Annotated in this window: 11 protein-coding genes; all 11 read left to right on the top strand. The window is 62.9% G+C overall.

Annotated elements, in window-relative coordinates:
* The 11 genes from ACFO3E_RS20655 to ftsA all read left to right on the top strand — a co-directional run bounded on the left by ACFO3E_RS20655 (nt 1) and on the right by ftsA (nt 13,310).
* Nucleotides 1-1,443 carry a UDP-N-acetylmuramoyl-L-alanyl-D-glutamate--2,6-diaminopimelate ligase gene (locus ACFO3E_RS20655; RefSeq protein ID WP_066527354.1) on the top strand — a complete coding sequence of 481 codons (1,443 nt, stop codon included), beginning with the start codon at nt 1-3 and terminating at the stop codon, nt 1,441-1,443.
* Nucleotides 1,440-2,816: a UDP-N-acetylmuramoyl-tripeptide--D-alanyl-D-alanine ligase gene (locus ACFO3E_RS20650; RefSeq protein ID WP_066529224.1), complete on the top strand. Its 1,377-nt coding sequence runs from the start codon at nt 1,440-1,442 to the stop codon at nt 2,814-2,816. The genes ACFO3E_RS20655 and ACFO3E_RS20650 overlap by 4 nt, the downstream gene beginning before the upstream one ends.
* The gene (mraY, locus tag ACFO3E_RS20645; RefSeq protein ID WP_066527355.1) at nt 2,816-3,889 is read left to right on the top strand and encodes a phospho-N-acetylmuramoyl-pentapeptide-transferase; all 1,074 of its coding nucleotides are present in this window, start codon (nt 2,816-2,818) and stop codon (nt 3,887-3,889) included. The genes ACFO3E_RS20650 and mraY overlap by 1 nt, the downstream gene beginning before the upstream one ends.
* 5 nt (nt 3,890-3,894) lie before the next feature.
* On the top strand, nt 3,895-5,256 hold the full coding sequence (murD, locus tag ACFO3E_RS20640) for a UDP-N-acetylmuramoyl-L-alanine--D-glutamate ligase (RefSeq protein WP_066527356.1): 1,362 nt from the start codon (nt 3,895-3,897) through the stop codon (nt 5,254-5,256).
* 30 nt (nt 5,257-5,286) lie between these two features.
* Nucleotides 5,287-6,489 (top strand): FtsW/RodA/SpoVE family cell cycle protein, encoded by a 1,203-nt coding sequence (locus ACFO3E_RS20635; protein ID WP_066527359.1) that lies wholly within the window; start codon nt 5,287-5,289, stop codon nt 6,487-6,489.
* On the top strand, nt 6,486-7,652 hold the full coding sequence (murG, locus tag ACFO3E_RS20630) for an undecaprenyldiphospho-muramoylpentapeptide beta-N-acetylglucosaminyltransferase (RefSeq protein WP_066529226.1): 1,167 nt from the start codon (nt 6,486-6,488) through the stop codon (nt 7,650-7,652). Before ACFO3E_RS20635 ends, murG begins: the two co-directional genes overlap by 4 nt.
* On the top strand, nt 7,649-9,070 hold the full coding sequence (gene murC / locus ACFO3E_RS20625; RefSeq protein WP_066527367.1) for a UDP-N-acetylmuramate--L-alanine ligase: 1,422 nt from the start codon (nt 7,649-7,651) through the stop codon (nt 9,068-9,070). The genes murG and murC overlap by 4 nt, the downstream gene beginning before the upstream one ends.
* Before the next feature lie 49 nt (nt 9,071-9,119).
* Nucleotides 9,120-10,010, top strand: a complete 891-nt coding sequence (murB, locus tag ACFO3E_RS20620; protein ID WP_197486347.1) for a UDP-N-acetylmuramate dehydrogenase — start codon at nt 9,120-9,122, stop codon at nt 10,008-10,010.
* A 118-nt stretch (nt 10,011-10,128) separates the two neighbouring features.
* Nucleotides 10,129-11,088: a D-alanine--D-alanine ligase gene (locus ACFO3E_RS20615; RefSeq protein WP_066527370.1), complete on the top strand. Its 960-nt coding sequence runs from the start codon at nt 10,129-10,131 to the stop codon at nt 11,086-11,088.
* Complete coding sequence (locus ACFO3E_RS20610) at nt 11,081-12,019, top strand: cell division protein FtsQ/DivIB (RefSeq protein WP_066527371.1); 939 nt, start codon at nt 11,081-11,083, stop codon at nt 12,017-12,019. The genes ACFO3E_RS20615 and ACFO3E_RS20610 overlap by 8 nt, the downstream gene beginning before the upstream one ends.
* Nucleotides 12,020-12,023: 4 nt before the next feature.
* Nucleotides 12,024-13,310, top strand: coding sequence for a cell division protein FtsA (gene ftsA / locus ACFO3E_RS20605; protein ID WP_066527373.1), 1,287 nt, complete (start codon nt 12,024-12,026; stop codon nt 13,308-13,310).
* Nucleotides 13,311-13,331 lie beyond the last annotated feature (21 nt).

Here is a 13,331-nt window from a genome sequence, read left to right as displayed (position 1 = left end):
ATGCGCCTCGGGTCGCTCATCGAGGGGCTGGATGTGAAGCTCGACGCTGGCGAGTCCCTGGACGAGCTGGTGTCGGGCTTCGCGATCGATAACCGGAAGGTCGCGCCCGGTACAGTGTTCGGCGCCTTTCAGGGTGCGCGGGTGAACGGGGAAGATTTCATTCCCGACGCCGTGCGGGCGGGTGCGGTGGCGGTCGTCGCGCGTCCCGAAGCTAAGGTGGAGGGGGCGATCCACATTGCCCATGAAAATCCCCGGCGCCTGTTCGCGCTGCTCGCCGCGCGCTATTTCGCACCGTTCCCGGATGTGACCGTTGCGGTCACCGGCACCAACGGCAAGACCTCCACGGTGGAGCTTGCGCGCCAGCTATGGCGCATGTTGGGGCATCATTCGGCCTCGATAGGGACGCTGGGTGTGACAACCTCCGTCGATCAGGTTTCGACCGGCCTCACGACTCCGGACATTGTCACTTTCCTGTCGAACATGTCGGGTCTGAAGCGCGAGGGCATCACCCATGCCGCGTTCGAAGCGTCCAGCCATGGCCTCGCCCAATATCGGACTGAAGGGCTGCCGGTGTCGGCTGCCGCCTTTACCAATCTGTCGCGCGACCACCTTGATTATCATGGCGACATGGACAGCTATTTCGACGCCAAGATGCGGCTGTTCGACGAGGTCGTCGCGCCCAATGGCGCGGCCGTCATCTGGGCTGATGACCAATGGTCGGACAAGGTTATCGAGCGGGCTACGAAGCGGGGGCTTCGTGTGCTGAGCGTCGGGGTGCAGGGGCGGGCATTGCGTCTTGCCAACCGCACCCCGACCCAGTTGGGTCAGACGCTTGAAGTCGAAGCTGGCGGTAAGTCCTACAAGGTAAACCTTCCGCTGATCGGCGCCTATCAGGCGGCTAATGCGCTGACCGCGGCGGGTCTGGTAATCGCGGGTGACGAGGATGTGGGGAAGGTTCTGGAACAGCTCGGCCGAGTCCAGCCTGTGCGTGGACGGTTGGAACGTGCGGTCATCACCAAGGCTGGTGCGCCCGTTTATGTCGATTATGCTCATACACCCGATGGGCTGCGCGCGGCAATCGAAGCCCTGCGGCCCCACACGCGCGGGCGTCTGATCGCCCTTTTCGGGGCGGGGGGCGACCGTGACGCAGGCAAGCGGCCGCAGATGGGTAAGGTCGCGGCCGAGATGGCTGACCATGTGATTGTGACCGACGACAATCCGCGCTCAGAAGATCCATCGGCAATCCGCGCCGCCATCATGGCTGGTGCGCCGGGCGCCGAGGAAATTGGTGGCCGTCGTTCGGCGATCGCCGCGGCCATTGCGCAGGCTGGTGCGGATGATATCGTGCTGCTGGCGGGCAAGGGGCATGAACAGGGGCAGATCATCGGCGACCGGGTGTTACCGTTCGACGATGTGACCGTTGCCCGGGAGTGCGCTGGGTGAGCGAGCTTTGGACTTCCGAAGAGATAGCGCAGGCCACAGGGGGCGTCGCATCGGCGCCCTTCGCCGTTTCGGGCGTGGCGTTCGACAGCCGTGAAGTGACTGGCGGCGATCTGTTCGTCGCGATGAAGGGTGAGACGACCGACGGCCACAATTTCGTGGAGAAAGCGTTCGGCCAGGGCGCAGCAGGCTCCATCGTCAGCGAAGCGATCCCCCAGCCTCACATTCTGGTGAAGGACAGCGTCGTTGCGTTGGAGGCGCTGGGCCGCGCATCCCGCGCCAGGATGCGCGGCAAGGTGGTGGGCGTTACCGGATCGGTGGGCAAGACCGGCACCAAGGAAGCGTTGTTCCAGGCGCTGGATCGCGTCTGCCCCGGCGAAGTCCATCGCTCGGTCAAAAGCTATAATAATCATGTGGGCGTGCCGTTGAGCCTGTCCCGCATGCCCCGCGCGTCGGCTTTCGGTGTCTTCGAAATGGGCATGAACCATGCCGGTGAGCTGGCTCAACTGACCCAGCAAGTCCGCCCGCATGTCGCGATCGTGACCGCCATCGCGCCGGCTCACATCGAATTTTTCGGCACCGAAGAGAAGATCGCAGAGGCCAAGGCTGAAATCTTCGAGGGGCTGGAGCCGGACGGAACGGCGATCATTCCCTATGACAGCCCGCATGTCGCCACCCTCTATGCCAAGGCGGAGCAGCATGCCGCGCGCATCCTGACTTTCGGCTTCGATGAAGAGGCTGACGTCCGGGCGCGTGATATGGTTCCGGCCGCGAACGGCGGCACGTTAGTGACGGCGACCCTGCCTAGTGCGGAGCTTTGCTTCACCGTAAGCGCGCCGGGGGAACATTGGGTGTCGAATGCGCTTGCCGTGCTGGCCGCGGTGGAGGCGTTGGGCGGCGATCTGGCTGCAGCGGGCCTCGCACTTGCGGAGATGCCCGGACTGCCCGGGCGGGGCGAACGCAAGACCCTGCCCATCGCGGGCGGTGAAGCGCTGCTCATCGATGAAAGCTACAACGCCAATCCGCTCAGCATGGCGGCGACGCTCAAGCAGTTGGGCAAGGAACGTGCAAGTCGCCGTATCGCGGTGCTGGGCGGCATGCGCGAGTTGGGCGATCGCAGTCGTGAACTGCATGCCGGACTGGTAGAACCGCTGGCGGCGGGGCAGGTCGATTATGCCATCCTGGTCGGCGAGGAGATGAAGCCATTGGCCGAAGCGCTCGGCGGGGTTCTTTCTTTCGACCATGTGCCGGACGCCGCTGCCGCCATCAGTCTTATACAGACCGAAATGCGCGCGGGCGACGCAATCCTGGTAAAGGGATCAAACGGCATCGGCCTGTCGCGCTTGGTCGCCGCGCTTGGGGAACATAAGAACTGATGCTCTACTGGCTTGCCCAGACGATGGACTTCGCGGGTGTTTTCAACCTCATCCGCTATCTCAGCTTCCGCGCGGGCGCGACGATCGCGACCGCCTTTATCATCGGCTTGGTGCTCGGCCCCCGCTTCATCGGCTGGCTGCGCGTCCGCCAGGGGAAGGGGCAGCCGATCCGCGACGATGGCCCGCAGACTCACCTCGCCAAGAGGGGCACGCCCACGATGGGCGGCCTGATGATCCTGACGTCGATGATCTCGTCCGTATTGTTGTGGATGGACCTGTCGTCCATCTATGTATGGGCTTGCCTCTTCGTGACGCTAGGCTTTGGCGCCATCGGCTTCCTTGATGATTATGACAAGGTGACCAAGGCCAGCCACAAGGGTCTGTCAGGCAAGATGCGCCTGATCTTCGAATTTTTGATCGCTGGAGTCGCCGCGTGGCTGATCGTTCATCAGCATGGCAACACCGCGCTTTACTTGCCCTTCTACAATGGTCCCGCGATCGAGCTTGGACCGTTCTATTTTCTGTTCGCCGCGTTCGTGATTGTGGCGTTCGGCAACGCCGTCAACCTGACCGATGGGCTCGATGGCCTCGCGACTATGCCAGTCATCATCGCCTGCATGGCTTTCATGGCGATCGTCTATCTGGTCGGCCGTGCGGATTATGCTTCCTATTTGGGCATCCCGCATGTGCCCGGCGCTGGCAATCTTACCATCCTGTGCGGCGCGATCATCGGCGCGGGCCTTGCTTTCCTTTGGTTTAATGCACCGCCCGCCGCTGTATTCATGGGCGACACCGGCAGCCTGGCGCTGGGCGGGACGATCGGCGTGATCGCTGTTACCGCCCATCATGAGATCGTGCTGGGCGTCATCGGCGGGCTTTTTGTCGTGGAAGCAATGAGCGTCATCATACAGGTCTTCTTCTACAAGCGGACAGGCAGGCGCGTCTTCCGCATGGCGCCGATTCATCACCATTTCGAACAGTTGGGCTGGGCCGAGCCCACCGTTGTGATCCGGTTCTGGATCATTTCCTTCGTGCTGGCGCTTGCCGGCCTTGCCACGCTGAAGCTCCGGTGAGCGGAATGGGCCTTACTTCTCCCGTCTTTGCCGGCAAAAAATATGCTGTTTTGGGCCTTGCCCGCTCGGGCCTTGCCACGGTCGAATGCCTCACGGCGAGCGGCGCTGAGGTCGTTGCCTGGGACAGCCGTGATGAAGCCCGAGAGGCGGCTGTAGATGCCGTGCTAAAATTATCGACCGAGATCGAGGGTGAAGTCAGCCTGACGATGGCAGATCCGATAGATATTGATCTCAGTGGCTTTGACGGCGTAGTCGTCTCTCCAGGCGTGCCGCTCAACAAGCATCCTATCGCCATGCACGCAAAGCTCGCGGGCGTGCCGGTCGTTGGTGACATTGAGTTGTTTGCGCTCGCTCGCCCGACGCTGCCCGTCCATCGCGTGGTGGGAATCACCGGCACCAACGGCAAATCGACCACGACCGCACTCATTCATCATATCATTGAGGCGGCAGGCATTCCGACCCGCATGGGCGGCAATATCGGCCTGCCGATATTGGGGCAGGACCCGCTACCCGACGGCGGCATATATGTCCTGGAACTGTCGAGCTATCAGATCGACCTGACCCAGAGCCTTGATTGCGATGTCGCGGTATTGCTCAACATCACGCCGGATCATCTGGACCGCTATAATGGCTTTGAAGGCTATGTCGCATCCAAAGCCCGGTTGTTTGCCATGCAGTCGGCTGCTCATGTCGCCATAATCGCCACCGAGGACGAACCGAGCCGTTCCATCGCCGCCCAGTCCGGCGCACGCCGAGTGGAAGTGGAAGCTGCTGACATCGATCCTGCCGCCCAAGCCGGCTGGCCTTCGCTCCAGGGTCCTCATAACGCCCAGAACGCGGCCGTTGCCATGGCCGTCGCCCGAGCGCTGGATATCGATGACAAGACCATCGCAGCCGCCCTGCAAAGCTATGCCAGCCTGCCTCACCGCATGCAGCGGGTGCGCGAGTTGAACGGCGTTCTCTACGTCAATGACAGCAAGGCGACCAACCCCGCCTCTACCGCGCCCGCACTCGCCGCCTATCCGCCGGTCGAGGGCCGACCGCGCCTGCACTGGATCGTTGGTGGCCTCGCCAAGACCGATAATCTAGACGAATGCGCGCCCTGGTTCGGCAATGTCGCCGCAGCTTATACCATCGGTGAAGCGGGCCATATGTTCGCCGACCTGCTGCGCGAGCATATGGCGGTGGATGACAGCGAGATGCTATCGGCCGCCGTCCGCCGGGCCGCACGGGTGGCGCAACCGGGGGATGTTGTGCTGCTCTCACCAGCCTGCGCCAGTTTCGACCAATTCCGGGATTTTGAGGCGCGAGGCGATGCGTTCGTCGCGGCTGTCACGGCGCTGGAAGAAGGGGGCGTGGACGGCTAAGGGCGTACGGGGCAAGAAGGGGCGAGCAGAATGTTCAGGGCAGGCGAACTGGTGAAAGGGTTCAAGAACCGCACCGTTCCGCGTGAGCGCACGGCCCTGGCCATCTGGTTCTGGGAGATCGACCGCGTCCTCCTTTCCCTGATCGTCGCGCTGATGGCGATCGGCCTGGTTGCCGTCGCCGCCGCATCGCCAGTGGCGGCGATCGACCGCTCGACCAGCTCCGTCTCGGTGACGCCGCTCATCTATTTCTACCGCCAGCTGATTTGGGTGTTCCTTGGCCTTCCGATCATGCTGGTCATTTCGATGCTGCCCCGCCAGCAGGCCAGGCGGTTGGCGCTGTTCCTCTCTGCCTTCTTCATCGTGATGCTGCTGTGCGTCCCGATCTTGGGCTCCACCGTGAACGGCGCGCGGCGCTGGATCGACCTTCCGGGGTTCCGCTTTCAGCCTTCAGAGTTCCTTAAGCCAGTCTATGTCGTCACCATGGCCTGGCTCTTGTCCCTTCGCGGCAAGGATATGTCGCTGCCCGTCATCCCCCTAACCGGAGCGCTGACGCTGCTGATCGCCGCGATCCTCATGAAACAGCCGGACTTTGGCCAGACCGTGATTTTCCTCGCCTGCTGGGGATGTCTGCTGTTGCTGTCGGGTGTGTCGATGCGCTTCATCGGCATAATGGCGGGCATCGGACTGGCGGGTCTGATCGCGATGTACATGTTTTACGAAAATGGCCGTCAGCGCATCAACGACTTTTTGGGGATAGGCGTTGCTCAGGATACCGGACCGGACCAAACGGAACTGGCCTTCCGCACGATCACCCATGGCGGCTTTACGGGTGTGGGACCCGGCGGCGGCCAAAACAAGTTCCGCCTGCCCGAAGCACATACGGACTATATCTTCTCGGTCATCGGCGAAGAGTTCGGCTTGCTCGCCTGCATAGGCATCGCCTGCGTCTATTTGGCGGTGGTCGTGCGCGTTCTGCTGCGCATGCTGGATGAGGATGATAATTTCACAATCCTCGCCGCAGCGGGCCTCACCACGCAATTTGGGCTTCAGGCGATCATCAACATGGGCGTCAATGCTCAGATATTTCCGTCAAAGGGCATGACGCTGCCCTTTATCAGCTATGGCGGCTCCTCTATGCTGGCGCTTTGTATCGGCGTCGGCCTGCTGCTCGCGTTTACGCGGCGCAATCCCTTCATGGGCCGGCACACGGTCGTCAAATGGAGTGGTCGATGAGCATTTCCCGACACTTCGTCCTCGCCGCTGGCGGGACGGGTGGTCATATGATTCCGGCGCATGCCGTGGCCGAGGAGTTGATGGCTCGGGGTCATCATGTCGCGCTGGTGACGGATGAGCGGGGCGCCAAGATCCCTGGCATCTTCGACCGTGCGCAGGTCCATGTCCTTCCTGCTGGCCGCATGACCAAAAATCCGCGGAGCTGGCCCGGCGCGCTCAAGGCGATCCTCACAGGCCGGGCGATGGCCCGCCGCCTTAACGAAACCTTCCGTCCGACGGCCGTTGTGGGCTTCGGCGGCTATCCCGCCATGCCGGCGCTGCTTGGCGCGCTTGCCGATGGGATTCCGACAGCCATTCATGAGCAGAACGCCGTCCTTGGCCGGGTCAATCGTCTGCTTGCTCGCCGGGTCGGTGCGATCGCCACAGCCTATCCCCGGGTGGAGCGCCTTCGCGACAAATATGCGTCGAAAGTTCATCTCGTTGGCAATCCCGTCCGTGAGGAAGTGAAGGCGCTGCGGGACGAGGAATTTCCTGCGCTGACCGACGAAAGCGTTTTCCGCGTTCTTGTGATCGGCGGCAGTCAGGGGGCCAGCATCCTCTCGTCGGTTGTGCCGGATGGTCTCGGCATGCTGCCCTTGAGCCTTCGCCGCCGCCTTCAGGTGACGCAGCAATGCCGGGCAGAGGATATCGAACGCGTTCGCCGCTTCTACGCCGATCTCGAAATCCCGGCGGACCTTGCAACCTATTTCAACGATGTTCCCGAAAAGCTCAGCTGGTCGCACCTGGTCATCGCCCGCGCTGGCGCCTCGACTCTGGCAGAACTCACCTGTGCCGGCCGCCCTGCGATCCTCGTTCCGTTACCGAGCGCAATGGACGATCATCAGACGGCCAACGCTCGAGAGATGACCGAGGCGGGGGGCGCACGGACCATCCCCCAGTCGCGCTTCACTGCGGTTGAGCTTGCCAAGCAGATGCAGAAGATGGCGCTGGAACCTGGCGCGCTTCAAAATGCCGCCAAGCGCGCTCGTGCCTGTGGCCGGCCTAATGCCGCCCGCGACATGGCCGACCTGCTCGAAAGCATCGGCCCCGCCCCCATCCTTAATGACCCGCTTCGCGTCGGCCCAGTGCCGACCAGCCTTAATCTCCAGGGAGTTCCCGCATGAAGGGTGTCGGCACCGACATCGGCACGATCCATTTCATCGGCATTGGCGGCATCGGCATGTCCGGGATCGCCGAAGTGATGCACAATCTGGGTTACAAGGTTCAGGGTTCCGACGTCGCCGAGGGCTATGTCGTGGAAGGACTGCGCAAGAAGGGCATTGCGGTGATGATCGGCCATAAGGCCGAGAATCTCGGCGATGCCGCCGTGGTCGTGACCTCCACCGCGATCAAGAAGGGTAATCCCGAAGTCGATCTCGCCTTGGAAAAGCGCGTCCCGGTGATCCGCCGCGCCGAAATGCTCGCCGAGTTGATGCGTCTCAAATCCACCGTCGCAATCGCGGGCACCCACGGCAAGACAACCACCACTTCCATGGTCGCGGCGCTGCTGGATGCGGGCGGGGTGGACCCAACCGTCATCAACGGCGGCATCATCAACAGCTACGGCTCAAACGCTCGCCTCGGCAAGAGCGACTGGATGGTGGTCGAGGCCGACGAGAGCGACGGCAGCTTCCTCCGGCTCGACGGCACGCTGGCAGTCGTGACCAATATCGACCCGGAGCATCTGGATCACTATGGCAGCTTCGACAAGGTGAAGGACGCCTTTGTCGAGTTCGTCGAGAACGTGCCCTTCTATGGCGCGGCGATGCTCTGTCTCGACCATCCGGAGGTGCAAGCGATCCTGCCGCGCGTGCAGGACCGGCGTATCGTCACCTATGGCTTCTCGGCGCAGGCCGATATTCGCGGCGAGAATGTCCAGCCCATCCCCGGCGGCAATCGCTTCGATGTGCAGATTCGGGAGCGTGACGGCTCGCTCCGCAGGATAGAGGGCATCGAAATGCCTATGCCGGGCCGCCACAATGTGCTGAACGCCATGGCGGCCATCGGCGTGGCGCTGCAGATGGGGATCGACGACGCGACAATTCAGACGGGCTTCGCCAAGTTCAGAGGGGTCAAGCGCCGCTTCACCAAGGTAGGCGAAATGCCGGCGGGCCAGGGCGCCGCCACGGTCATCGATGATTACGGTCACCACCCGGTTGAAATTAAGGCGGTACTCGCCGCAGCCCGGGAAGGCGCGAAGGGCCGGGTCATCGCCGTGGTTCAGCCGCACCGTTTCACGCGCCTTCGCGACCTGATGGATGAATTCCAGCAGGCATTCAACGACGCCGACATTGTCTATGCTGCGCCTGTCTATCCGGCGGGCGAACAGCCGATCGAAGGCGTGGACAGCGCAGAGCTGGTGGCTGGCCTTAAGCGGCGCGGCCATCGCTCCGCAGCGACGGTGGACGGCGCCGACGATCTGGCCCGCGCCATCGCTGCTGATCTTCAGGCCGACGACATGATCATCTGCCTTGGGGCCGGCGACATCACAAAATGGGCTGCCGGTTTGGCCTCCGCCGTCGTCGCCAAGGAAGCTGTCTGATGCGGGAGACCCAAATCTCTCCTCGGGGGACCGCCGGTTGACAACGGCGGTGGCGCCCCTTCCTTCGGTTCGCGGGTCGCTCAAGGCTGATGCGCCGCTCGCTCCTCTCGTCTGGTTCAAGGCGGGTGGCGTGGCGCAATGGCTCTTTGAGCCCAAGGACGTTGAGGACCTGTCCGATTTCCTTGCGCGGCTGGATCCTGCGATCCCGGTGATGGCGCTTGGTCTTGGATCCAACCTCATTGTTCGCGATGGCGGCGTTAACGGCGTTGTCGTGCGCTTGGGTAAGCCGCTCGCCAAGGTCGAGCAGATCGATGCCACCACTCTGCGTTGCGGGGGAGGGGCGTCGGGCATCCTTGTGTCTTCCACCGCGCGCGATGCGGGTATTGCTGGCTTGGAGTTCTTGCGCTCCATCCCGGGCACCGTCGGCGGCTTTGTCCGAATGAACGGCGGGGCCTATGGCCGCGAAACCTGCGACATTCTTGTCGAGTGCGACGTTGTGCTGCGCTCTGGTGAGCGCGTGACGCTGCCGCGCGATGCGCTGGGTTATACTTATCGCCACAGCACGCTGCCTGAAGGCGCGGTGGTGGTAGGCGCCGTCTTTCGCGGAACGCCCGGCGAGCCCGCGGCGATTCAGGCGGAGATGGACCGCATCGCCGCCGCGCGCGAGGAAAGCCAACCGCTCCGCAGCAAGACGGGTGGGTCCACCTTCAAGAACCCGGATGGACATAAAGCGTGGGCTCTGGTGGACGAAGCCGGATGCCGCGGCCTGCAAATGGGCGGCGCGCAGGTCTCGGAAAAGCACACCAATTTCCTCCTCAATCTGGGCGACGCCACCAGCGCGGATATCGAGGCGCTCGGCGAGGAAGTCCGTCGCCGGGTGAAGGAAATGAGTGGCGTGGAATTGGAGTGGGAAATCCAGCGCGTTGGAGAGAAGAAGTGAATAGCGCCCTGATTTCTTCCCTCGTCTTGAGCTCGCCGAAGGGCTCTTCTTTCTACAGAAATGATGGCGCGGGCTTCGACAAGCTCAGCCCCGACGGACATATTTCGGAGTTTTACAGATGACCCGTGGCCCCTGGCATGTTGCTGTCCTGATGGGCGGCTGGTCCGCCGAGCGGCCTGTTTCCTTGTCGAGCGGCGAGGGGGTCGCAAAAGCGCTGGAATCGCGTGGGCACAAGGTCACGCGGATCGACATGGACCGTAACGTCGCCGCCCGCCTTGCCGACGCTGATGCTGACGTTGTGTTCAATGCCTTGCACGGCGTTCCCGGCGAGGATGGCACGGTGCAGGGGATGATGGACCTGATGGGCCTCACCTACACTCATTCGGGCTTGGCGACATCGGTCATCGCTATTGATAAGCAACTGACGAAGCAGGCGCTGGTGCCTCATGGTATCCCCATGCCGGGCGGCCATGTCGTAACCAGCGCCAGCCTGTTCGAAGCTGATCCCCTGCCGCGCCCCTATGTGGTGAAGCCGGTCAACGAAGGCAGCTCCGTCGGCGTTGCCATCATAACGCCGGACGGCAATTACGGCTCACCGATCGGTCGCGATGTCGAAGGTCCATGGCAGCATTTCGAGGAACTGCTCGCCGAGCCCTATATTCGCGGACGCGAACTCACCACCGCCGTACTCGGTGATGAAGCGCTGCTAGTGACGGAACTGCGGCCCAAGAGCGGCTTCTATGATTTCGACGCCAAATATACCGACGGCATGACCGAACATGTATGCCCGGCGGAAATCCCCAACGAGATCAGCGAGGCGTGCAAGGCGCTCGCCCTGCGCGCGCACCAACTGCTTGGCTGCAAGGGGGCATCGCGCTCCGACTTCCGCTGGGATGACACCCAAGGAGTCCAAGGGCTTTATCTGCTTGAGGTGAATACTCAGCCGGGCATGACGCCCTTAAGTCTGGTGCCTGAGCAGGCGGCGAAACTGGGCATTGACTATGCCGAACTGGTCGAGCGTATTGTCGAAGACGCGCTGAGGCAGGTGCCGGGCGCAAAGGGGGCAGACAATGGGTGAAGCACGCATCCGGCGGGGCGGGACGGCGCGATTGGCGCGCGCGGCCGGCCCACGCGGCCGCAACGGTCCGGGCCGGGGCAAGCCAGGCAAGCGCCGTTCGTGGATCGGCCGCCTTCTCCATGCCTTGCCGGTTAGCGAGGATACGCTTCAGCGCATTGCCAGCTGGGCGATCGTTGGGATTGTTCTGACGGTGATTATAGGCATCGCTGCACTTCTGGGTGTGCCCGCCATGGCCGAACAGAAGGCAGCCGAAGTCGCCGCCAACGCTGGTTTCGAAGTGCAAAAGGTCGAGGTCCGCGGCGTCGAGCGGATGGATGAACTGCCGGTCTATAATATCGCCCTGGGCCAGGTGGACCGCTCGATGCTTTCGTTGGATCTGCCCAAGGTGCGCGGCGAAATGCTGAAGCTGGGTTGGGTCAAGGACGCGCGCATCTCCCGCCGCCTCCCGGACACGCTGGTGGTCGATATCGTCGAACGCGATCCTGTTGCCGTGTGGCAGCATGATGGCCAACTGCACCTGATCGACGTGCAGGGCGTCGTGCTTCAGTCTGTCGCTACTGACGCCATGCCCGATCTGCCGCTCGTGGTTGGGCCTGATGCTAATCGCCAGACAGCAGGCCTCAACAAGCTGATGGAGAATGCGCCTGCCCTGAAGCCGATGCTGGCAGGGGCGACCTGGGTCGGCAACCGCCGCTGGGACTTGCGGTTTCAATCGGGTGAAACGCTGTCGCTGCCTGAAGGAAGCCGCGCTTCCGCCACAGCGCTGGTCAACTTCGCACGCATGGACGGCGTCAATCGCTTGCTGGGGCGCGGTATCGTGAAATTCGACATGCGCGATCCGGATCGCTTTGTCCTGCGTCTTCCTCAGGACCAGGTCGGTCAGAAGCCTGAAGACAAGGCTGAAGCGCCGACGACCGGCGAGGAAGGCTGACCACATGGCGCAACCCAAGGTCGATAAGCTCGTCACCGCGATCGATATAGGGTCGTGGAAGGTGTCCGCGCTGATTGCGGGGCGCACCGAAACGGGGGAGTTGGCGATCTTGGGCACCGGGCAGCGGGAAAGCCGGGGCGTGCGCCGCGGCTTCATCGCCGACATGGAGCGGACTGAACTGGCCGTACGCGAAACCGTCGAGCAGGCCGAGCGCGTCGCGGGCACCAATATCGAGGATGTGTGGGTCAGTTTTTCGGGCGGCAGCCTGGTCAGCGACGTCGTCACGGTCGAGCGCGACATGGGCGGTTATCGCGTCGAGCAGCCCGACATCGACGACCTGCTCGCCACGGGGCAGCAGGGCATCGATCCTGACGGGCGGGTAGTGCTTCATGCGCAGCCCACATGTTTCACCATAAATGGCAAAGTGCCGGTCAAAAAGCCGCTCGGCATGCACGCGGATCTTTTGGGCGTCGATATCCATGTTGTGCTGGCCGACGGAGCGCCGCTGGCCAATCTCGACCTGTGCGTTCGCGGGGCCTATCTCAACGTCAACTCCATCGTCGCTTCGCCGATCGCGACAGGGCTCGCCTGCTTGTCGGAAGAGGAGAGGGACCTGGGCGTCGCCCTCGTTGAACTCGGCGCAGGCGTGACCAACGTCTCGCTCTATGCAGGCGGCATGCTCGTCGGCCTGCACAGCATCCCGATCGGTGCTTCCGACATCACCGATGATATCGCATCAGCCTTCGGGATCCGCCGCAGCCAGGCTGAACGGATCAAATGCTTCTATGGCTCGGCGATGCAGAACCGCCGCGACTTTCGCGACATGATCGAGATTGCGCCGCCGCATGGCGACGTCGCCGTGCCGGGGCAGAGCGCTGGCCCCAACGCGGACGGAGGCAAGATCACGCGCGCCGCTCTGGTCGCCGTGATTTGCGAGCGGCTCAACCAGTTGATGACGGAGATCAACGCCGCGCTCGCGGGCATGGGGTTCAACACGCCCACCGGCCGGCAGGTAGTCTTGACCGGTGGCGGAGCGGAATTGAAGGGCATCGCCGACTATGCGCAGGGCGCGCTGGGTCGCGCCGTCCGCATCGGTAGGCCGCGCGGGTTGGCAGCGTTGCCCGAAGCGCATAGCGGCCCTGCCTTCGCAACATTGGCGGGCCTTGCGCTTTATGGCGCATCGAACCCGGTTGATCTTAGAACGATAGCGCCCGCTCCTCAGACCGTTCATCGTATCAATGCACCCCAATGGTGGCAGCGGATGGTGCGGGCGATGAAGACGAACTATTGAATAAATCGAAAGCCGAATGAA

It is taken from the genome of Sphingobium tyrosinilyticum (assembly GCF_042654265.1).
Classification (GTDB): domain Bacteria; phylum Pseudomonadota; class Alphaproteobacteria; order Sphingomonadales; family Sphingomonadaceae; genus Sphingobium; species Sphingobium tyrosinilyticum.
The sequence above is the reverse complement of the archived record's forward strand: the minus strand, read 5'-3'. Positions and strand labels throughout refer to the sequence as shown.